Origin of the sequence: Glycomyces luteolus (assembly GCF_027622875.1) — a bacterium.
GTDB lineage: Bacteria > Actinomycetota > Actinomycetes > Mycobacteriales > Micromonosporaceae > Glycomyces > Glycomyces luteolus.
Genome location: NZ_JAPZVP010000009.1, coordinates 165606 through 185753 on the forward strand (window position 1 = coordinate 165606; position 20148 = coordinate 185753).

The window sequence follows — 20148 nt, forward strand, 5'->3', positions numbered from 1 at the left end:
TGAGCCGTAGGAGAAGCCGCGTCGCGACGCGGCGGGGCCGGTCGGCAGGCGAACCGGTCCACACCAGAGAAACCGTTAACGAGGCATTATGGTTGTATTCATAATCCGGCGCATCCTGCTGATGATCCCGGTGCTGCTGGGCGCCACTATCTTGTGCTTTGTCCTGGTCGACGTCGCGAACGACCCCGTCCAGGACAAGATCTTCGAGATCTCCCAGTCCACCGGCGAGCCGGTTCCCCAGTCGACCATCGACGCCCTCGAGTCGTCGCTGTACTACGACCGGTCCATCCCCGAGCGCTATTGGATCTGGCTCACCGGCTTCGGTGACACCAACGGCGACATCGGCCTCCTCCAAGGCGAATGGGGCCCCTCCATCGAGGGCTCCGCCATGGACATCGGCTACGAGGTCTCGACCCGCTTCTGGATCACCCTCCGGCTGGTCCTGTTCGCGACGCTCGCGTCCATCGGCATCGCCATTCTCGCCGGTGTCGTCAGCGCGGTCAAGCAGTATTCGCGCACCGACTACACCCTGACCTTCCTGGGCTTCCTGTTCCTCGCCATGCCGATCTTCTGGCTCGGCTCGCTGTTCAAGGAAGGCGCCGTGCAGCTGAACAAGATCCTCGGCTCCACGGTCTTCCAGACCTACGGCTCCGGCTCCACCGGCTTCCGAGGCAACGGCTGGGAGGTCTTCATGGACTCCCTGCCCTTCCTCATCGTGCCGACCCTGGTGCTCATGCTCGGCGGCTACGCCGCGATCTCGCGGTACCAGCGCGCCTCGATGCTCGAGGTCATGAACTCCGACTACGTGCGGCTCGCCCGCGCCAAGGGCGTGCGCAACCGCACCGTCATGCGCCGCCACGCGCTGCGGACCGCGCTCATCCCCGTCGCGACCTTCGCGCCCCTCGCGCTCTCCGGGGCCATGGGCGGCGCGATGGTCACCGAGAGCATCTTCGGCTGGCGCGGCCTGGGCGTGTACTCCCTGGACGCCATCAACGCCGGCGACACCTTCGCCGTCATGGCCTACGTGCTCATCTCCGGCGTCGTCGTCCTGGTCGGCGTCCTGATCTCCGACATCCTGTACGGCGTGCTCGACCCGAGGATCCGCTATGAGTAACACCGCATCGCCCCGCCTCGACGCCGAGGCCATCACCAGCAAGGAGCGCGGCCAGTGGGAGATGGTCGGCCGCCGCTTCTTCCGCCACCGCGCGGCCGTGATCAGCCTCGTGGTCTTCATCCTCGTGGTGCTTTTCGCCTACGTCGGGCCCTTCCTGTGGAAGTGGGACTACAAGATCCACTCGGAGATCCCCTCGTGGGCCGCCCCGAGCCTGGACCACCCCTTCGGCACCGACAAGGCCGGGCGCGACATGCTCGGCGCGATGATGCAGGCGACCAAGCAGTCGCTCAACGTCGCGCTCGTCGTGGCGATCGGCTCCACGGTGCTCGGCGCGCTCTACGGCGCCGTCGCCGGGTTCTACCGCGGCTGGATCGACTCGGTCATGATGCGCTTCCTCGACATCATGTTCGTGATCCCGTTCCTGGTCATCACCGGTGCGCTCGCGGGCGCCATCGACACCAGCGTCCGCTGGTACCACATGGCCTTCATCCTCGCGATCTTCGGATGGACCTCGATCGCGCGCGCCGTGCGCGCCGAAGTGCTATCCCTGAGGGAGAAGGAGTTCATCGAAGCCGCCCGCTCGGCGGGGGGCTCCGACTGGCACATCATCGTGAAGCACCTGATCCCGAACACGATGAGCGTCATCATCGTCTCGGTGACGCTCCAGATCGCCTTCGCCATCCTGTCGGAGACGACCCTGTCCTTCCTCGGTCTGGGCATCCAGAGCCCCGACACGTCGCTGGGCCTCCTCATCGAGGCGGCGGGCGCGTCGGCTTTCAACGAGCACTGGTTCCTGTTCTACATCCCGGGTCTCATGATCATTCTCATCGCGCTCACCATCAACTTCATCGGTGACGGCCTGCGCGACGCGATGGACCCGCGGCAGACGATGGTGAGGCGATAGCGTTGTCGAACATCTCAGTGAGCACCAACGGGGCCAAGCGCTCCACGGGCGCCAAGGGCGACAGCGTCCTCGAGGTCAACGACCTCAACGTCGCGTTCCCGACCGAGGACGGGCTCGTCCACGCCGTCCGCGGCGTCTCCTACGAGCTGCGCCGCGGCCAGAGCCTCGGCATCGTCGGCGAGTCCGGCTCCGGCAAGTCGGTGACCTCCATGGCGATCATGGGCCTCCTGCCCAAGACCGCCCAGATCACCGGCTCCGCCAAGCTCGAGGGCGAAGAGCTCCTCGGCCTCGGCGACGCCGAGCTCTCCCGCATCCGCGGCAAGAAGATCTCCATGATCTTCCAGGACCCGCTGACCAGCCTCAACCCGGTCTACACGGTCGGCTTCCAGCTCGGCGAGGCCATCCGCGTCCACTACCCGGACGTGAACAAGTCCGAGGCCCGCAAGCGCTGCATCGACCTGCTCGACTCGGTCGGCATCCCGAACCCGCAGCAGCGGGTCGACGCCTACCCGCACGAGCTCTCCGGCGGTATGCGCCAGCGCGTGGTCATCGCCATCGCCATGGCGAACAACCCGGACGTGATCATCGCCGACGAGCCCACCACGGCCCTCGACGTCACGGTCCAGGCCCAGGTCCTCGAGGCCCTGGAGAAGGCCCGCGAAGAGGTCAACGCCGCGCTCATCCTCATCACCCACGACCTCGGGGTCATCGCCGGGCACACCGACGACGTCCTCGTCATGTACGCGGGCAAGCCGGTCGAGCAGGGCACCGTCGACGAGATCTTCTACGAGCCGCGCATGCCCTACACCCTGGGCCTGATCGGATCGCTCCCGCGCATGGACGAGGACCGGGGCCACCGCCTCACCCCCGTCCACGGCACGCCGCCGTCGATGCTCAACCTGCCGCCGGGCTGCCCGTTCCGCCCGCGCTGCCCGATGCACCAGGACATCTGCTCGGAGGTCGAGCCGGACCTGCTGCCGGTGAACTCGTCCAGCCACGTCTCGGCCTGCCACTTCCAGGACCAGCTCGAGGGCAAGGCCCCCGACGACGTGTTCGCGCCCGTGGCCACCGACCTGTCGGTCGAAGCGGAAGTCGAAGCCGCCGAGGCCGAGGCCGCCGCCCTGCATGAGGAGGAAGAGAAGTGAACGCCATGCTCGACACTCCGCAGACCGCGGCGAACCCGGTCATCGCCGGGAAGAACCTGGTCAAGGAGTTCCCCGTGCGCTCCAAGGGGATCCTCCGGCGCAAGGTCGGCGCCGTCCACGCCGTCTCCGGGGTGACCCTCGAGATCGGCCAGACCGAGACCCTCGCGCTCGTCGGCGAGTCCGGCTGCGGCAAGTCCACGACCGCGCGGCTGATGATGAACCTCATCCCGCCGACCTCGGGCGAGATCCTCTACGAGGGCCGCGACCTGACGAAGCTCTCGCGCAACCAGATGCGGCCCATCCGCCGGGACCTCCAGCTGGTGTTCCAGGACCCGATGGCCTCGCTCGACCCGCGCATGACGGTCTTCGAGATCATCGCCGAGCCGCTCCGCGTGCACAACATGTTCAAGAACGGCGGCCGCGACCGGGTGAACAGCCTGATCGAGATCGTCGGCCTGAACCCGGAGCACCGGAACCGGTACCCGCACGAGTTCTCCGGCGGCCAGCGCCAGCGCATCGGCATCGCCCGCGCGCTCGCCCTGCAGCCGAAGGTCCTCATGCTCGACGAGCCGGTGTCGGCCCTCGACGTGTCGATCCAGGCCGGCGTCATCAACCTGCTGGAGGACCTGCAGGACGAGCTCGGGCTGTCGTACCTGTTCGTCTCGCACGACCTTTCGGTGGTGCGGCACATCGCGGACAAGGTCGCGGTCATGTACCTCGGCAAGATCGTCGAGGAGGGCACCACCGACCAGCTCTTCGCCGGTCCGGCCCACCCGTACACGCAGGCCCTCATGTCGGCGATCCCGCTCCCGGACCCGCGCAAGGAGCGGACCCGCGAGCGGATCGTCCTCCAGGGCGACGTGCCGAGCCCGTCCAACCCGCCTTCGGGCTGCCGGTTCCGCACCCGCTGCCCGCTGTTCAAGGAGCTGTCGGAGGCGGAGCAGGCCAAGTGCATCGACGTCGAGCCGCTCCTGCGCTCCGACCACGCGGGCCAGACCCGCGCGGCCTGCCACTACGCGGCGCCGAAGCAGCTCGTCTAGCGAATACCGCGGGGCCGCTCCACCTTCGGGTGGGGCGGCCCCGTCTCTTTCCGCCTCATCGGTTCGCACGCCGGGGCCGCGCAGTGCGAGACTTCGGCCATGACCGCATCTGCCAGCGCCACCGTGTCCGCCCTGCTCGCCGAACTGGGCGACCGGTGGGCGACCCCGGAGAAGATCGCCGCCGTCAAGGAGCGCCTCATCGCGGACCTCCCCGGCTGGAAGACCCCGGCCGCTTACGGACTCGGGATGTACGACGTCTCGGGCGAGCTGGTCTTCGGCGTGAAGAACGTCGGCGAGCATCCGCTTCCGGCGGTCGTGATGGCGACGATCCTCGGCCACGAGGGCGGCTCGAAGTCGTACGAGATCAACGCGGCGACGCTGCAGCAGGCGATCCGCCTGCTCGAACCGGCGGGTGCCTGCAGGGCCTACGACCACCCGAACCTGGCGGAGTGGAAGAAGATTCTGAAGCTGCTCAAGGGCGACCGGCAGCTGGAGGCGAAGATGGTGTTCGTCGCCGACTTCGACGACTGGCGGGAAGACGACGACATCGACGACCTGTGCGAGGCCGTCTACTACGACGCCAAGTCGACCCGCAGCAAGGGACCGGACCGCGGCTGAGCGTCCCGCGGCCCGGCCTTGAACGACTCGGGTCAGTCGATGTGGTAGGCCTGCATGCAGCCGACGTGCGCGAAGCCCCACGTGTCGTTCCAGTCCACCACGACCCAGACCTTCGACCAGGACCCGCAGGTCGTGTGCTTGCCGCCGTCGGTGAACGGCGCGCACCACGACCCGTCGACCCAGGTCCCCGCCGGGATCTCCGGCCCGATCTGCGCCGCGCTCGCGTTCGGGTACTCGCGCACCACGGTCGGCGCACTGAACGTGGCGCTGCAGTACACGCTCTCGGTGCCCTCGGCCGCCTGAACCACCGGCGCTTCGGACTCGACCGGCCCTGCCGCAGCGGGAGCGGCCCAAACCGCCCCGATCGCCAGGGCCGCGGCCGCACTGGCCAGAATTCGTCGCATTTGACCACCTCGTTGTAGGACGACAATGCCGCTTCATGCTTGCAGAGGAAGGGGTGTCGGGTGGACGGAATCGACGGGGCCGGGCTTATCGGAAAGACGATAGAGCGGATTTGGCGGAGTCGGCTCCACAGTGGCTTCAGGAGATGGACTTACCTGCGGTTCAACCTCGCAGCGACGGAGGGGTGGGGGAGGGGCGGGCCCCGACGCGGGTCTCGGGGGGGTCTTGCCGCAACCTGGCAGCGACAACGAGGTGGGGGAGGAACGAGCCTTGACTGCGGCTTCCCCGCTCGTCTGGGCCCCTGCTTCGGGCGGGCAGCGACAAAGAGGTCTGCTCCTGACCAGGCCGCATTGCGGCCGGCGGGCGGGACTTCCCGAGGCGGCGTGCCTCCCCGCTGAACTCCTCCGATTCCCTCCCGACCCCGGACATGCTGAGGGGCCCGGTCCCCCTTGGGAATCGGGCTGCGCTGGCGTTGACCTGCGCTCCCCCCAGCAGTCGCCCGCTGAGGGCAGGTTAAGAACGGAGGACCTCCCGAGTCTTCCCTGTGAACCACCGGAGTTGCCGGCTTTGCCGCAAGGGCAGGTTCGATCACCCTGCAGGCCTTGACTTCTGCGGCATCGGATTCCCGGAACTGCTCCCGGGTCCGTGCGATGCTCGCTTCCATGCGCTTATGTACGAGCCAGTTCGCATACTCATCGAGCTGGCGCTTCAGGCTCCGTGAGAACTCCTCGGCTCCCTGCCCATTCGGAAGATCGGAGTCGGCTTCCCATTCGGCATCCGTTGCGCCGGTGCGCTTGTGCCGAATGGCCACCTGACCGGGACCGGTCTTTGCAATGTCCCAATCGCCCGTGTGAATCCGGCCATGGTGGAATCGGCAAAGGAGGATCAGGTTCTCAGCTGTCGTCAAGCCGCCGTCCGCCCAGTGCTCCAGGTGGTGGGCCTCGGTCCAGGAGATCGGAGCCCGGCAGCCGGACCAGGCGCAACCCTCGGTCTGCTCGAGCTCCAGTTTGCGGCGGAGGGCCGCGTTGGGGAGGCGCTTCGCCCGGCCCAGCTCGATCGCCTCGCCGGTGCTGTAGTCGAAGACCGAGGGGATGACCCCGGCTTCGCAGGCGAGCAGGCGGGCCTTGGCGAGGGAGATCGTCTTGCCGTCGAGCTTCGGGAGCCGCCCGGTCTTCTCGCCGCGAAGGGTCTCGACATCGCAGGTGAGGTTCAGAGTGGCGGTGTGGCCGTGCCGCTCGGGAGCTGAAGGGCCGGTGCCGTAGGCGGCCGCCATCTGGTGCAGCGCTTCGGCATTGCGGCCGGAGACGCGGGGGAGCAGACCGTCTTCGTCGGCCTCGTCCTGGCGGGGAGGGGGAACGGCGGTCTTCAGGGCATTGCTGATGAGCTTCCCGGTGTCATCGGTGAGCAGGCCTTCGATGTCCCACATGCCATCAGCGCGCTGGTTGACCTCCAGTCAGGCGAGGGACTGCTGGCTCAGTTCATCGAGCAGGGACTGCTGGTCGCGGCGCAGATGCGGTCCAGGTGCTCGGCGAGCTCGGAGCGGGTGGAGTGGATGCAGTACTCCCGGATCAGCTCCTCGGGTGTGCCGCAGAGCGCTGCACTGTAGGGGGATTCGACCGGAGTGGGGTAGGGCACCCGGGAGCAGACGGCCAGGCCTTCTCGCTCCAGGCGGCGCACGGCGTAGGCGATGGCGTCGATGCGGGCGGTCCCTGAGAGGGCCGCTTCGGTGAGGTGCTTGAACTTCGGAGCCAGGCGGGCAATGGAGGCGATCTGGCCGGCGCAGGCCTCGTTGAGATTGAAGGACTCTTTGATCCAGTCGCGAATGCCGGAGAAGCCGTCGCATTCTTTGTGGAGCCCTTGGGAAGTGTAGGTGATGACCGCTTGCAGGAGATTGGCCTCGACTGCGCGGAGCTGAGTGGCGAGGGAGTCGATCTGGGGGCGCAGGGTGGCTGCCTGTGTGTTTCGATCTGTGCCTTTCATCCTGCTCACCCCCTTGAGAGTTATCCGATTGTTCGTCTGACCGTTATAGATCCATGATGACAGGTTTCGGTATTGGTGTCATCACTAGAAGGGGTGAATGTAAGTCTAATGTGGATTTCTGGCCGCCCCGTTCCAGCCCGCGGGCCGGAATCCGAGGAGGGCTCTTACTGCCTCTTTGTCGCTGCCGCTTGAACCTTGTGTACAGACCACTGAAAGTCGAAGTGGGACAATGGAAGCACTCCTACCCCGTCGCCGCCGCCTGAACCGGTGGGCGAACAGACTGGCAATTGTCGGGATCACGACACTTTGGCGTTCGCAGAGGTGAAGGGGCCCAAGGCGGAACTTGGGGTGACCACGGCTACCGGATTCCCGCTAGCGTGGCAGCATACGGGCCCGAGTGGTGGAATCTGGTAGACACAGTCGGCTTAAAACCGGCCGTCGTGAGACTTGCGGGTTCAAATCCCGTCTCGGGCACGGTGGTGGGATGGACCTGTGGGCCAACGGGATCGGACGGAGTGGGGCCGTCCGACCCGAGAGTGTCGTTCCTCGCATTTCCGGCATCGTCTTCCGAACGGGTGATGGCCGCAAGTCTTCGAGGAGTTCTCACGCTCCGTGTTCGCACCGTCGGTGACCTGCCCGGTTAGGTCTGTGAACCGGGCGTTTCGGACTCGGTACGGACTGCATCGACAGGTTGACTGCCCAGGGCCGCCGTGCTATCCAGGGAGGCGAGCGCTGATACCATTCTGTCGAAACAGCCGGTGGGGACATGGCTTTCCCTTCTGCTGCAACGACTTTGTCACTTCCCGGTATCGCGGAAGCCGAAGGCCAGTGTCGTGAGGATGGCGATGCCCGAAACACCTCTGTCCACAACCCATACTTTCCAGCCCGCCGGTCCGCCCTTTCCCTCCGGTTCCATTGCCGCAGAGGGATCTGGGACGTCGGCCGATCTCAAGTCCCGTCTGCTGCGCATCGCGCTGCTGCCCCTCGTCGCCGCCGTGCTGCTGGGCGTCGGCGTCGTGGTCTTCTTCGAATACGCGCCCGCTGACAGTCCGACATGGACTGCCCCGGTCGTGCTCGGCCTCGCCGCGGTCTTCATCGCGCTCGTGGCCTACCTGTCCGCCGGCGCCGCCTCCAAGGTCGACGCCGATCTGGGCCGTCAGGTGCTCGCGGTCCGTCGAGCCACTGTCGAGACGCACTACAAGGTCTGGCAGGTCCTCGACGACCTGCAGCGGGATCTGCCCGCTGACCAGCGATGGTCCGTCCCTCTCCCCAATCCCTCCACCAACGCCGCCACCACCGACGAGGCGGTGCGGCTCCTCGCCGCGGAGGCCCGGCAGCTCCGTGCGGCCGCCGAGGCGGTCGCCGCCCGAGGCGGGCGCCCCGCGCCGCCGCAAGCGCCGGCCCGCGGCCCGCGGCAGATGCCGACCTCGGGTCCGATCGACGCGGTGAGCCCGCACTCGCGGGTGGGCATCTTCGTGAACCTGGCCCGGCGCCTGCAGTCGCTGGTGCACCGGGAGATCGAGCAGCTCGACGAGCTCGAGAACCAGGTGGAGGACCCCGATCTCCTCAAGGGCCTGTTCTCGGTGGACCACTTGGCGACGCGCATCCGCCGCCACGCGGAGAACCTCGCGGTCCTGGGCGGTGCGACCTCGCACCGGCAGTGGTCGCGTCCGGTCAACGTCTACGAAGCGCTCCGCAGCGCCGTCGCGGAGGTGGAGCAGTACGCCCGCGTGAAGCTGGTGCGCCCCATCGACGGCACGCTCAAGGGCCATGCCGTCGCGGACGTCATCCACCTCGTGGCGGAGCTCGTGGAGAACGCGACGACGTTCTCGGCGCCGAACACGCAGGTCCTCATCCGGGTCGCCCGGGTGCGCACGGGCCTGGCCGTGGAGGTCGAAGACCGCGGCCTGGGCATGGAGGCGCACGAACGGGACCGGTTCAACAAGATGCTGGCGACGCCGGACCAGGTGGACCTGGACGAGCTGCTCGCGGACGGCCGCATCGGCCTGTACGTGGTCTCGTCGCTGGCGCACCGCCACGAGTTGACGGTCCAGTTGCAGTCCAACATCTTCGGCGGCACCCAGGCGATCCTGGTGATCCCCGAGGTGCTGCTGGGCGACGAGACGCCGAAGGCCCCCGAACCTCGTGAGCTGCCCTCGCCCCCGCCGGTGCCGGCGATGCCGGTGCGCCAGCCCGGGGCCGGAACGCCGCCGCAACTTCCTTCGGTGCAGTTGCGCCCCTTGCCGACCGCCGGTACCCGCCACTACGGTGGTTCTGTGCCTCAAGCTCGCATGGACGGCCCCGTCAACGGCCACAGCACCGCAGCAATGAGGGTCGACACCGGTGCCCTGCCGGTGACGGCCGAGATCCCCGAGGTGGAGCCTGATCGGCCGGGCGGCTTCGATTCGGACGCTCGTCCGGAGCTTCCGAAGCGCACCAAGCAGACGCACTTGGCCCCGCAGTTGCGCGATGCGCCGCAGCACGGGGCGCGGGGTTCGGAGACGGGCCACGACCCGGGTCTGATGAAGGCGTTCCAGCAGGGCCAACAGCGCGCGGACATCGATCCGCAGATCCCCGCATCCAATGGTTCCGTTTCTCCGTACAGGAATGAGGAGTTCTAATGGCAGGCGATGAGGCAGGCGCGCAATCAGATCTCAGCTGGCTGCTGGCCGGGCTGGTGAGGAAGGTTCCGCACACGCGAAGCGCGCTCCTGCTGTCCTCGGACGGTATCAAGAAGGCCTTCCACGGCATGGGCGTCGACCAGGCCGACCAGCTCTCGGCCATCGCGTCGGGCATGTTCTCGCTGGCGCGGAGCGCGGGCGTCCAGTTCGGTTCGTCGGCGGGCGTCCGCCAGGTGGTGGCGGAGTTGGACGACACGCTCCTGTTCGTGTCGACCGCGGGCCAGGGCGCGGTCCTGGCCGTGGCGGCGGGGCGCGAAGCGGACGCGGGGGTCCTCGGCTACGAGATGTCCATTCTGGTCAAGAGTGTGCGCCCGTATCTGGAGACGCCTGTGCGCAGGACCGCGGCCGCCAGCGGTGAAATGGTCGGCTGATGTCCGACTTCGAGCATCATCCGCTGCTCGACGACGATGCGGGGCCGCTGGTGCGGCCCTACACCGTCTCGAACGGCCGCACCACGCCGACGAAGAAGATGGATCTGCTGTCGCTGGTCCGGTCGACCGGTCAGATGCGGCCGGCGCAGTTGGAGCCGGAGCACGCCGAGACCCTGCTCCTGTGCCAGGAGCCGATCTCGGTCGCCGAGGTCTCGGCGCACATGCGGTTGCCGGCGATGGTCATCAAGGTCCTCCTGTCCGATCTCGTCGACTGCGGCGCGATCATCACCCACGCTCCCGACCCGGCCGTCGACCCCACTGACAAAACCGTATTGGAGGCACTCCTCAATGGCCTACAACGGCGACTCTGACCACTCGCCCGCACAACAACAAGTCCTGCCCACCGCCATCAAGCTGCTCGTCGCCGGGGGCTTCGGCGTCGGCAAGACGACCTTCGTCGGGGCCGTCTCTGAGATCGAGCCGCTGAGCACCGAGGAGACCATCACGATGGCCTCGATCGGCACGGACGACCTCACGGGGGTCGGGGACAAGGTGACGACGACCGTCGCGTTGGACTTCGGCCGCATCACGCTGGACCGGCAGCACATCCTGTACCTGTTCGGCACGCCCGGCCAGGACCGGTTCTGGTTCATGTGGAACGAGCTCTCGGACGGGGCGTTCGGCGCGGTGGTGCTGGCGGACACGCGGCGCCTGGAGGACTGCTTCCCGGCGCTCGACTTCTTCGAGCGGCGCGGCACCTCGTTCATCGTGGCGGTCAACGAGTTCGAATCCGGCTACCACTACGAGCCGGAAGAAGTCAGGGCCGCACTGGATCTCAAACCGAATATCCCGATCGTCTGCTGCGACGCACGCGATCCACGTTCCGCGACCTTGGTGCTGGTCACGTTGACCAAGCACCTGATATCGGCCGCTGCTTCCAGCGTCCGGTGAAGGAGCCCAGCATGTCCATTCCCGAGAACGAGTTCCGACTCACGATCACTCCCGACGACCCGGGGGCCACCGAGCGGGCCAAGCGCCTGCGCGACCTCGGGATCGGCAACCTGCCCGACCCCGAGTTCGACGAGCTCGCCAAAGAGCTGACCAAGCTCACCGGCGCGCCCTACGCGATGGTGAACTTCATCGACGAGGAGCACCAGTACTTCGCGGGCCTCGCGGCCCCGACCCCGGACGCGGCCAGCCAGGCCATCGCGGGGGCCTCCGACACCCCCGAGGTGGGCCGGGAGATGGACCGCGACCACGGCTACTGCCCGCACGTGGTGGTGCGCGGCAAGGCACTCGTCCTGGGGGACGTCTGCGACTACCCCCGGTTCGCGGGGAACCCGGTGGTCGACAAGATCGGCATCCGCTCCTACCTCGGGGCGCCGCTGATCGACGACGAGGGGAACACCTTGGGGACGGTGTGCGTGGTCGACACGGAGACCCACGACTGGGGCCGCCCGGGTCTGGAGATCATCAAGAACATGGCCGCCAAGGTGATGGACCGGATCCGGGAGCGCAATGCCGGGATCCAGTCCGACGATCCGCTGCAGGGGTAAACGAATGAGGAGGCGGCTGACGCTGCCTCCTCGTTTTCGCAAGCCCGATCCTCCGGCCGATCCTCCGGATTTCGCGCTCTAGTGCACCGCGATCGCCTCGCCGTTGACGATGCGCTCGGACCACTGGCCCTTGGTCCGTCCCATCGCCGCCTCGGCGAGGCGAAGGCGCTGCACGTCCGAAGTGCCTGCGGGCGCGAAGATGTGGTACGCGTCCCGCAGGAACCGCTCGATCGGCCGCTCGGTGGTGAGACCGATGGCGGCGTGGATCTCCATCGCCTCGCGCGCGGAGTCCAATGCGGACTCCACGTTGACGAGCTTGGCGTTCATCAGCTCGATGTCGCAGGGCATGCCCCGGTCGAGCAGGTGCACCGCATGGTAGGCGGTGATCCTGGCCGTCATGAGGCGTGAGGTGATCTGCCCGATCTTCTGCTTGATGTTGTCGAGTTCGGCGATCGGCCTCCCGTACAGCTCTCGCTGGGACGCATAGGCGACCGTCTCATCGAGGATCGCCTGGTGGATCCCGAGCGACACCGCCGTCAGGTTGGAGCGCCCGTACAGGATCGAGGACGAGTAGGCCACCGAGAGGCCCTGGCCCTCGTCGCCGAGCCGGTTCGTGGCCGGCACGCGGCAGTTCTCGAACAGGAGCTCCCCGAAACTGAACCCGTGCAGGCCCATCGTGGACTGCTGCGGGGCCAGCGCGAACCCGGGCCGGTCGGACTCGACGAGGAACGCCGTGAGTCCTTTGGGGCCCAGGCCCGTGCGCACGACCACGCCGTGGACGTCGCCGACATGGCTGTTGCCGACGAAGACCTTGTGGCCGTTGAGGATGTAGTCGTCGCCGTCGCGGACGGCCCGGGCGCGCATGCCGAGCACGTGGCCGCCGGAGGCGGATTCGGTGACGGCGATAGTGGGGAGGCAGTCGCCGTAGGCGACTTTCGGCAGCCAGGTCTTCTTCTGCTCGTCCGAGCCGAAGTGGAGGATCTTGGCGACCCCGAGCTGGGAGGCCTGCACCATCGCACCCATGGCACCGGAGACCCGGGCCAGTTCCTCGATGATGATGGTCTTCGCCAAGTGCCCCATGCCCATCCCGCCGTATTCGACGGGGATGGTGACTCCGAGCCAGCCTTGGGCGGCGATGAGGCGGGAGAGCTCATGGTGGACGGTCTTCTTGGTCTCCATCTCGGGGACGCGCGGGCGCACTTCGCGTTCGGCGAAGGCCCGGACCTCGGCTCTGAGGGCGTCGTGCTGTTCATTGGTGAAGTAACCGGTCGTCAACGGGTAACCCCCTGTGGGCGTGTCGCTCGCCTATGACCGCTCCTCAGCAGTCCCCACCAGTGACGAGCTGTATATGCGAGTTGTATTCGCAGTGACTGTAGCAACCGTTTTCGGATGGGGCAAGGTTCGACAATGTGGACACATGGTTGTGACGGGTCGGTAACAAGCTCCTGTGCTGCAAGGGATCACGTGCGCAAACACGAATCCCGAATCCCGAGAGTGAGGGTGCGCGAACCGTCGCCGTGTGCTACGGAGAAGCGGCACTTACTGTTATGGGGGCTTTGCCAAGGCGTTATGCTGCGTTGACTCGGGCGCAATCGTCCCATGATTGGATCAGCTTGGGGCAACCCCGGCCCGCTACCCATCGACCCCCAACGGAGTGCCATGTTCACCATCAGAAGGAAGCGCCGTGCCGTGGCTGTCGGCGCCGCCGCCGCGCTGGCCGCGACCACGCTCGCCGTCGGCGCCTGGTCGGCCAACGCCGGCCAGCAGGACCGCCACCGCGAGGTCGACCTCCAGCTGTTGGCTCTCAACGACTTCCACGGCTACATCGAGGCCAGCGCCTCCAACACCTGGGCGATCGGCGGCGTCAACACGCCTGTGGGCGGCGCCGAGTACCTCGCGACGCACCTGGAGCAGGCCCGCGAGGGCGAGCGCTATTCGACGACGGTGGCGGCGGGCGACCTCATCGGCGCCAGCCCGTTCCTGTCGGCCGTGTACGACGACGAGCCGACGATCGAGTCCCTGAACGCGATGGGCGTCGAGGTCTCCTCGGTCGGCAACCACGAGTTCGACGCCGGCATCGACGAGTTGAACCGCATCATCGAGGGCGACGAGGACTTCGAGGGCGCCGACTTCCCTTACCTCGGCGCGAACGTCGTCGACGAGGCGACCGGTCAGCCGGTCCTGGACCCGTACTGGGTCAAGGACTTCGGGAAGGGCGTCAAGGTCGGCTTCATCGGCATGACCCTCGAGGGCACGGGCGACATCGTCTCGCAGTCCGGCATCGAGGGCCTGGAGTTCACCGACGAGGTCGAGACCGCGAACAAGTACGCCAAGGAGCTCAAGCGCCGGGGCGTCAACGCGATCGTGGTGCTGCTGCACGAGGGCGGCGTCCCGGTCGCGCAGGACACCGGCCACGAGTGCGAGTCCTTGGACGGCACCGCGGTCGGCATGTCCGGCCCGATCGTCGACATCGCCGAGACGATGACGCCGCTCGTCGACGTCCTGGTCACCGGCCACACCCACAACGAGTACGTGTGCTCGGTGCCCGACCCGGCCGGGAACCCGCGCATGGTCACCTCCGCTTCTTCGTACGGCCGCGTGTTCACGCAGATCGACGCCACGTACGACAAGCGCACCAAGGACATCGTGCGTTCGTCGGTGACGGGCTCGAACACGGTCGTCACCCGCGACGTCGACCCGAACGAAGAGCAGCAGGACATCATCGCGTCCTACATGGGCGAGGGCTACGACGAGGTCGCCAACCGCCTCGTCTGCCACATCGCCGAGGACATCAAGCGCGGCGCGACCCGCGCGGAGGAGTTCCCGCTGGGCAGCCTCATCGCCGACGCGCAGCTGTGGAACACCTCCGGCGCCGACACCGGCGGGGCCGAGCTCGCGCTCATGAACCCCGGCGGCGTCCGCCAGGACCTGCTCCTCAACGCCGGGAACCCCGGCGAGGTCACGTACAAAGAGGTGTTCGAGGTCCAGCCGTTCGCGAACTACGTGGTCACGCTCGACCTGACGGGCGCGCAGATCCTCGCCGGGCTCCAGCAGCAGCTGCCGAGCGCGGCCCGCTCCACGACGCTGCAGCTCCAGGTCTCCGAGGGCTTCACGTACACATGGGACAAGACGAAGACCGGCACGGACCAGATCGTGGCCGATTCGCTCATGCTCAACGGCGAGCCGATCGTCATGGACCAGACCTACCGGGTCACGATGAACTCGTTCCTCGCCGAGGGCGGCGACTCGTTCACCGCCTTCAAGGACGGCACGAACCGGCTCTTCGGCGAGCTCGATGTGGACGCGTTCGAGGACTACCTCGCCGAGTTCGGCACCGCCGCGGCGCCGCTCGAGGCGCCGGAGCTCGGCCGGGTCACAGTGATCTCTTAGGTATCTGAGTACATTCACAGGACACATTCACGGCTCGCAAGCAGGGCCGACAGCGGCGGAGCAGGGAATGCTCCGCCGCTGTGTCGTGTTTCAGGCAACGACCGGATAAGCTCGGAATCACCCTTGAAATTCCAACGGAGGACCGCAGGTCATGGCAATGCAGAGCAGGAACTCATCCCTTCGAAATATGGTGAAGACCCAGTACAACGAGCAGCACATGGGTGCCGCGTACGGGCCTTACGGGCAGATGACCCAGGCTCCGCAGGCTGAGACCATGCGGATCGACGACGTCATCGTGCGCACGGTGGCCCTTGTGGGCGCGACCTTCGTGGCCGCCATGCTCACCTGGGGCATGTTCGTCAGCGGCGACGAGTCGCAGCTGGGCCTCGCCGGGCTGCTGATGATGGTCGGCTCCGTGGTCGGCATCGGCATCATGATCTTCTCGATGTTCAAGCCGATCACCAACCCGTTCGTCGCGTTCGCCTACGCGATCGGCCAGGGCTTCATCCTCGGCGGCGTCTCCGCGATCTTCGAGGCGCAGTTCGAGGGCATCGTCGTGAACGCCCTCCTCGGCACGGTGCTCGTGTTCGCGGGGATGCTCGCGCTATACAAGTTCCGCATCCTCAAGAACTCCCCGATGTTCACCAAGGTCATCGTCGGAGCGGGCTTCGGCATCGCCGGCCTGCTCCTCGTGAACTTCGTCGCGAGCCTCTTCAGTGTCAACCTCGGCCTGTTCGCGACCCCGGGCGGCGACCCGACCACGCTCCAGTGGATCATCGCGATCGCCCTGACCCTCTGGGCCGCGTTCTCGTTCATCCTCGACTTCGACATGATCGAGTACTCCGCCGCCAACGGCGCCCCGAAGAAGTACGCGTGGGCCGGCGCCTTCGGCCTCACCGCGGGCCTCATCTTCCTGTACTGGAACCTGCTGCGACTGCTCTCCTACTTCCAAGGCGAGTAATCCCTTGAGTTCGGAACTCGAGCGGGCGATCGGGCGTGTCGTCGAAGGCACGCGCCACTGGTCGCCCGCTCGCTGGTCTTCCCGGGCCGACACGATGCACGCCCTCGTCCAGGCCCTCGCCGACATCACCGCCGACGCCGAAGGCGAACCGCGCAGGCCGGTCCCGCACCTCCCCAACCAGATGCAGCTGCCCGACCAGCTCCAGGTCATCGGCCTCGACCTGCTCGAAGCTGACCTCACCGACGAGCAGCGCGCCGCCGCCGACGAGGCGATCCGCAAGGCCCGCGCGATCCTCTTCTAGTCGTTCCAGTCCGCCATGAGCAGCGCCGCGTCGTCCAACGCCTCGACCATGTTGTCCGACTCCCAGCGCAGCACGCTGCGGCGCGTCCGCGTATCGCGGTCCTCGATCGCGGCGAGGCGGAGGTCGAGCCGCTGCACGGCCTCGCTCAGGTCGATGCCGCGCGGCGGGGCCGCGCCGCGGGCCAGCGCCGCCAGCCGCAGGTACGCCGTGTCGAGCGAATCCGCGAACGCGTCCACGCCCGCGAGGCCCTTCGCCTTCTCGTCGCGGCCGAGCGTTGCGTTGACCGCCACGAGTGCCCTTCCCGCCCTTGACAACGCGGCCTCCGCGCCGAGCACGTCCGCCGAGAGCGGCCCCGGGCCCGCGACCGGTTCGGCCTTCGCCTGGTCGGCCGCGCTGGTGAGGGCGGCGCGGCGGGCGCGGATGCGGTCGATCGCGGCGTGCATGACCTTCCGGTCGTAGTCCGCCGGGTGCGCCTGCCGGTCCAGGGAGAGCCGGGCGTAGTCGCGGTAGGCGTCCACGAGGTCCCCTAGGAGATCCCCGAGTCGGCGGGTCTGCCAGGTCGGCACGAGCACGTAGAAGCCGATCGCGAGCGCCGCGCCCACCAGGGTGCAGGCGCCCCGGTCGAAGGCGGCGATCACCGGGCTCTCGCCCGCGAGGTCGATCTGGAACACCGTGAACCCCGAGACGGCCGCCGCGAACGCGAGCATCGACACCGGTCGCGTCAGGTACGCGATGAGCGCGTAGGAGAGCACGATCAGGCTGAGCCACAACTGGTCCTGCGGGAGCACCAGCCCCAGGAGCGAGGCGAGGACGACGCCGCCGGTGGTGCCCACCGCCCGCGTGACGCCGCGGGTCAGCGTCCCCGAGAAGTCCGCCTGCAGCACCAGCCAGGCGGTGAGCGGGATCCAGTAGCCGTGGCCGGTGGGCCAGGCCAGGCCGATCGTCATCGCCAGCGCGATCACCCCCGCGCGGCGCAGCGCGTGGTGGATGACCGGGTCGCGGCGGTGGAGGCGGGTGCGGAGCTGGCCGATGGCCTGGCGGGCGGTGCTGGTGGCGTGGGCGATGGCGGGGTCGGCGATGACGTCGTCGCCGCCCGCGGTGATGCGCTCGGCGTAGCCGCCGGTCTCGTGCAGGGTGCGCAGGAGCCCGCCGATCTCGGTGGGCATGGTGCCGGTGGCGGTCGCCATGGGGTTCTGGGAGAGTCCGTCGAGGAGCGCGTCCCAGTCGAGCTCGGCGGGTGGGCGGGAGGTGATCTGCTCGGCGAAGTGGCTCAGCAGCCGGGCCGCGAGTTCCAAAGCCTCCGAATAGAACTCGACGGTGTCGCGGTCCTGCGCGTCAGCCCGTGCGCGGGCGGAGGCGGTGCGGCCGATCGAGGTCGAGACGGCGTAGAGCTGGCGGCGGGCCTCGAGGATCGCGGCGGGCAGGGCCCGGCGGCGGTCGAGGTCCCGCGCGGCTTCGAAGAGCGGTTCGGTGCGGAACGGCGCGTCGGGGTCGGCGCCGAGCGCGTCCGCTTCGGCCGCGAGCGCGAGCCAGGCGTCGGCGAGCGCGCGCCGGTCCTCGGCCCACCGGTAGTACGGCGGCAGGAGCGCGGTGAGGGCCTGCACGGCCCCGCCCGCGGCGACCGCGAGCGCGGCGACGAGCACGCCGGCGTGAGCGGTGAGGTGGTCGGCGAGGAAGAACATGATGCCGGAGACCGTGAACGTGACGCCCGCGACGTGGGTGACCGAGCCGATGAACGTGAGCGTGAACGCATAGGCGGCCGCGGCGGCGATGAGCACGACCGGCTGGTCGATCGAGCCGAGGACGACCCCGAGGGACCCGGCCGCGCCGACCAGCAGCGGCAGCGACGGGCCGGTGCGGGTGCCGGGGGTGAGCATCGCGACGCCCCCGAGCCAGGCGCCCATCACCGCAGCTTGGCCCCAGGATGGCTGGCCGGAGAGCGCGACGGCGCTCATCGCGGCGGCGATGCCGAACGCGGCGCGTACGGCCAGCACCGGCGCGGCCTCGCCCGGGGTCCATGACCGCAGGTCCCGGCCGACCCGGCGCAGCGATTCGCGGACCCCAGGGTTGAGCACGTCAAAAGCCTAGCTGCGCCTTTCAGTGTGAGGCCGACTACCGGTTACGCTGGTGTCATGCGACAAACGGTGCTGGTGGTCGACTTCGGGGCCCAATACGCGCAGCTCATCGCGCGCCGCGTCCGGGAAGCCAACGTCTACTCGGAGATCGTGCCCTCCTCGATGCCCGCGAGCGAGATGCTCGCCAAGGAGCCGGCCGCGATCATCCTCTCGGGCGGTCCTTCGAGCGTGTACGCCGAAGGCGCCCCGCAGGTGGACCGGTCCCTGTTCGAGGCCGGCGTGCCGGTGCTCGGCATCTGCTACGGCTTCCAGGCCATGGCGAACGCCCTGGGCGGGACCGTGGCGAAGACCGGGCTGTCGGAGTACGGCGGCACCGAACTCGACGTGGTCTGCGCCTCCAAGCTGCTCGACGGCCTGCCCGAGCACCAGTCGGTGTGGATGAGCCACGGCGACTCGGTAACCGAGGCCCCGGAGGGCTTCGAGGTCGTGGCCCGCACCAACGGCGCCCCCGTGGCCGCGTTCGAGAACCTCGACAAGCGCCTCGCGGGTGTCCAGTACCACCCCGAGGTCGCGCACACCCCGCACGGCCAGGCCGTGATCCGCCACTTCCTGCACGACATCGCCGGGATCAAGCCGAACTGGACGAACTCGGCGATCATCGACGAGCAGGTCGCCGCGATCCGCGAGCAGGTCGGCGACAAGCGCGTCCTGTGCGCCCTCTCGGGCGGCGTGGACTCCTCCGTGGCGGCGGCGCTCGTGCACCGCGCCATCGGGGACCAGCTGACCTGCGTGTTCGTCGACCACGGGCTGCTTCGCGCCGGTGAGGCCGAGCAGGTCGAGAAGGACTACGCGCAGCTCACCGGCATCGACGTGCGAGCCGTGGACGTCTCGGAGCAGTTCCTGACCGCCCTCAAGGGCGTCACGGACCCCGAGGAGAAGCGCAAGATCATCGGCCGCGAGTTCATCCGCACCTTCGAGGCCGCCGCGCGCGAGATCGCCGAAGAGCAGGGCATCGACTTCCTCGTCCAGGGCACGCTGTACCCGGACGTGGTCGAGTCCGGCGGCGGCACCGGCACCGCGAACATCAAGAGCCACCACAACGTGGGCGGCCTCCCCGACGACCTCCAGTTCGCGCTCATCGAGCCGCTGCGGACCCTCTTCAAGGACGAGGTCCGCGCGATCGGCCTCGAACTGGGCCTCCCCGAGGCGATGGTGTGGCGCCACCCGTTCCCCGGCCCCGGCCTGGGCATCCGCATTGTCGGCGAGATCACCCGCGAGCGTCTCGACCTGCTGAAGGCCGCCGACGCGATCGCCCGCGCCGAGCTCACCGCCGCCGGACTCGACCGCTCTGTGTGGCAGTTCCCGGTGGTCCTCCTCGCCGACGTCCGCTCCGTGGGCGTCCAGGGCGACGGCCGCACCTACGGCCACCCGATCGTGCTGCGCCCGGTCTCCTCCGAGGACGCGATGACCGCCGACTGGTCCCGCCTGCCCTACGAGCTGCTGGCGAAGATCTCCACGCGCATCACCAACGAGGTCGCCGACGTCAACCGCGTGGTGCTCGATGTCACCAGCAAGCCCCCGGGGACCATCGAATGGGAATAGTCGTTCGG

The 20148-nt window shown here is 68.2% G+C and carries 19 protein-coding genes and 1 tRNA gene; 15 read left to right on the forward strand and 5 right to left on the reverse strand.

The window, feature by feature from the left end:
* Window positions 1-88: 88 nt before the first annotated feature.
* The 5 genes from O1R50_RS13360 (at window position 89) to O1R50_RS13380 (ending at window position 4821) form a co-directional block, all read left to right on the forward strand.
* On the forward strand, window positions 89-1114 hold the full coding sequence (locus tag O1R50_RS13360; protein ID WP_270110559.1) for an ABC transporter permease: 1026 nt from the start codon (window positions 89-91) through the stop codon (window positions 1112-1114).
* Window positions 1107-2018 carry an ABC transporter permease gene (locus O1R50_RS13365; protein WP_270110560.1) on the forward strand — a complete coding sequence of 304 codons (912 nt, stop codon included), beginning with the start codon at window positions 1107-1109 and terminating at the stop codon, window positions 2016-2018. Before O1R50_RS13360 ends, O1R50_RS13365 begins: the two co-directional genes overlap by 8 nt.
* Before the next feature lie 2 nt (window positions 2019-2020).
* Window positions 2021-3163, forward strand: a complete 1143-nt coding sequence (locus O1R50_RS13370; RefSeq protein ID WP_270110561.1) for an ABC transporter ATP-binding protein — start codon at window positions 2021-2023, stop codon at window positions 3161-3163.
* 5 nt (window positions 3164-3168) lie between these two features.
* A complete protein-coding gene (locus tag O1R50_RS13375) occupies window positions 3169-4203 on the forward strand; it encodes an ABC transporter ATP-binding protein (RefSeq protein ID WP_270110647.1) in 1035 nt (344 codons plus the stop codon).
* Window positions 4204-4302: 99 nt separating this feature from the next.
* Window positions 4303-4821, forward strand: coding sequence for a hypothetical protein (locus O1R50_RS13380; protein ID WP_270110562.1), 519 nt, complete (start codon window positions 4303-4305; stop codon window positions 4819-4821).
* 32 nt (window positions 4822-4853) lie between these two features.
* On the opposite strand, the gene O1R50_RS13385 is transcribed toward O1R50_RS13380, so the two are convergent.
* The 3 genes from O1R50_RS13385 to O1R50_RS13395 all read right to left on the reverse strand — a co-directional run bounded on the left by O1R50_RS13385 (window position 4854) and on the right by O1R50_RS13395 (window position 7203).
* Window positions 4854-5225, reverse strand: a complete 372-nt coding sequence (locus tag O1R50_RS13385; protein WP_270110563.1) for a hypothetical protein — start codon at window positions 5223-5225, stop codon at window positions 4854-4856.
* 149 nt (window positions 5226-5374) lie between these two features.
* Window positions 5375-6676: an HNH endonuclease signature motif containing protein gene (locus O1R50_RS13390; RefSeq protein WP_270110649.1), complete on the reverse strand. Its 1302-nt coding sequence runs from the start codon at window positions 6674-6676 to the stop codon at window positions 5375-5377.
* Between the two features lie 20 nt (window positions 6677-6696).
* Window positions 6697-7203 carry a hypothetical protein gene (locus O1R50_RS13395; protein ID WP_270110564.1) on the reverse strand — a complete coding sequence of 169 codons (507 nt, stop codon included), beginning with the start codon at window positions 7201-7203 and terminating at the stop codon, window positions 6697-6699.
* A 391-nt stretch (window positions 7204-7594) separates the two neighbouring features.
* Between O1R50_RS13395 and O1R50_RS13400 the strand changes: the two genes are divergently transcribed.
* The 6 genes from O1R50_RS13400 to O1R50_RS13425 all read left to right on the forward strand — a co-directional run bounded on the left by O1R50_RS13400 (window position 7595) and on the right by O1R50_RS13425 (window position 11811).
* Window positions 7595-7677 (forward strand) — tRNA-Leu (locus O1R50_RS13400).
* A gap of 371 nt (window positions 7678-8048) precedes the next feature.
* A complete protein-coding gene (locus tag O1R50_RS13405) occupies window positions 8049-9824 on the forward strand; it encodes a sensor histidine kinase (RefSeq protein ID WP_270110565.1) in 1776 nt (591 codons plus the stop codon).
* Window positions 9824-10255, forward strand: a complete 432-nt coding sequence (locus tag O1R50_RS13410) for a roadblock/LC7 domain-containing protein (protein WP_205324217.1) — start codon at window positions 9824-9826, stop codon at window positions 10253-10255. The genes O1R50_RS13405 and O1R50_RS13410 overlap by 1 nt, the downstream gene beginning before the upstream one ends.
* Window positions 10255-10626 carry a DUF742 domain-containing protein gene (locus tag O1R50_RS13415; RefSeq protein WP_270110566.1) on the forward strand — a complete coding sequence of 124 codons (372 nt, stop codon included), beginning with the start codon at window positions 10255-10257 and terminating at the stop codon, window positions 10624-10626. Before O1R50_RS13410 ends, O1R50_RS13415 begins: the two co-directional genes overlap by 1 nt.
* Complete coding sequence (locus tag O1R50_RS13420) at window positions 10604-11206, forward strand: GTP-binding protein (RefSeq protein WP_270110567.1); 603 nt, start codon at window positions 10604-10606, stop codon at window positions 11204-11206. The genes O1R50_RS13415 and O1R50_RS13420 overlap by 23 nt, the downstream gene beginning before the upstream one ends.
* A gap of 11 nt (window positions 11207-11217) precedes the next feature.
* Window positions 11218-11811, forward strand: a complete 594-nt coding sequence (locus O1R50_RS13425) for a GAF domain-containing protein (RefSeq protein WP_270110568.1) — start codon at window positions 11218-11220, stop codon at window positions 11809-11811.
* Between the two features lie 78 nt (window positions 11812-11889).
* On the opposite strand, the gene O1R50_RS13430 is transcribed toward O1R50_RS13425, so the two are convergent.
* Complete coding sequence (locus O1R50_RS13430) at window positions 11890-13086, reverse strand: acyl-CoA dehydrogenase family protein (RefSeq protein WP_270110569.1); 1197 nt, start codon at window positions 13084-13086, stop codon at window positions 11890-11892.
* 384 nt (window positions 13087-13470) lie between these two features.
* Between O1R50_RS13430 and O1R50_RS13435 the strand changes: the two genes are divergently transcribed.
* The 3 genes from O1R50_RS13435 to O1R50_RS13445 all read left to right on the forward strand — a co-directional run bounded on the left by O1R50_RS13435 (window position 13471) and on the right by O1R50_RS13445 (window position 16463).
* On the forward strand, window positions 13471-15201 hold the full coding sequence (locus O1R50_RS13435) for a bifunctional metallophosphatase/5'-nucleotidase (RefSeq protein WP_270110570.1): 1731 nt from the start codon (window positions 13471-13473) through the stop codon (window positions 15199-15201).
* Between the two features lie 187 nt (window positions 15202-15388).
* Entirely contained in the window at window positions 15389-16162 is a 774-nt protein-coding gene (locus tag O1R50_RS13440; RefSeq protein WP_270110571.1) for a Bax inhibitor-1/YccA family protein, read from the forward strand.
* 4 nt (window positions 16163-16166) lie between these two features.
* Window positions 16167-16463, forward strand: a complete 297-nt coding sequence (locus O1R50_RS13445) for a hypothetical protein (protein ID WP_270110572.1) — start codon at window positions 16167-16169, stop codon at window positions 16461-16463.
* On the opposite strand, the gene O1R50_RS13450 is transcribed toward O1R50_RS13445, so the two are convergent.
* Window positions 16460-18538, reverse strand: a complete 2079-nt coding sequence (locus O1R50_RS13450) for an FUSC family protein (protein WP_270110573.1) — start codon at window positions 18536-18538, stop codon at window positions 16460-16462. The two genes, O1R50_RS13445 and O1R50_RS13450, sit on opposite strands and share 4 nt — an antisense overlap.
* 57 nt (window positions 18539-18595) lie before the next feature.
* Here O1R50_RS13450 and guaA point away from each other — a divergent pair, with 57 nt between their 5' ends.
* Window positions 18596-20140 carry a glutamine-hydrolyzing GMP synthase gene (guaA, locus tag O1R50_RS13455; RefSeq protein WP_270110574.1) on the forward strand — a complete coding sequence of 515 codons (1545 nt, stop codon included), beginning with the start codon at window positions 18596-18598 and terminating at the stop codon, window positions 20138-20140.
* The last annotated feature ends 8 nt before the right edge of the window (window positions 20141-20148 follow it).

Coding starts and splice junctions, on each gene's coding strand:
- O1R50_RS13360 (WP_270110559.1), top strand. CDS start 89: ATGGTTGTATTCATAATCCGGCGCATCCTGCTGATGATCCCGGTGCTG.
- O1R50_RS13365 (WP_270110560.1), top strand. CDS start 1,107: ATGAGTAACACCGCATCGCCCCGCCTCGACGCCGAGGCCATCACCAGC.
- O1R50_RS13375 (WP_270110647.1), top strand. CDS start 3,169: ATGCTCGACACTCCGCAGACCGCGGCGAACCCGGTCATCGCCGGGAAG.
- O1R50_RS13380 (WP_270110562.1), top strand. CDS start 4,303: ATGACCGCATCTGCCAGCGCCACCGTGTCCGCCCTGCTCGCCGAACTG.
- O1R50_RS13385 (WP_270110563.1), bottom strand. CDS start 5,225: ATGCGACGAATTCTGGCCAGTGCGGCCGCGGCCCTGGCGATCGGGGCG.
- O1R50_RS13395 (WP_270110564.1), bottom strand. CDS start 7,203: ATGAAAGGCACAGATCGAAACACACAGGCAGCCACCCTGCGCCCCCAG.
- O1R50_RS13405 (WP_270110565.1), top strand. CDS start 8,049: ATGCCCGAAACACCTCTGTCCACAACCCATACTTTCCAGCCCGCCGGT.
- O1R50_RS13410 (WP_205324217.1), top strand. CDS start 9,824: ATGGCAGGCGATGAGGCAGGCGCGCAATCAGATCTCAGCTGGCTGCTG.
- O1R50_RS13415 (WP_270110566.1), top strand. CDS start 10,255: ATGTCCGACTTCGAGCATCATCCGCTGCTCGACGACGATGCGGGGCCG.
- O1R50_RS13420 (WP_270110567.1), top strand. CDS start 10,604: ATGGCCTACAACGGCGACTCTGACCACTCGCCCGCACAACAACAAGTC.
- O1R50_RS13425 (WP_270110568.1), top strand. CDS start 11,218: ATGTCCATTCCCGAGAACGAGTTCCGACTCACGATCACTCCCGACGAC.
- O1R50_RS13435 (WP_270110570.1), top strand. CDS start 13,471: ATGTTCACCATCAGAAGGAAGCGCCGTGCCGTGGCTGTCGGCGCCGCC.
- O1R50_RS13440 (WP_270110571.1), top strand. CDS start 15,389: ATGGTGAAGACCCAGTACAACGAGCAGCACATGGGTGCCGCGTACGGG.
- guaA (WP_270110574.1), top strand. CDS start 18,596: ATGCGACAAACGGTGCTGGTGGTCGACTTCGGGGCCCAATACGCGCAG.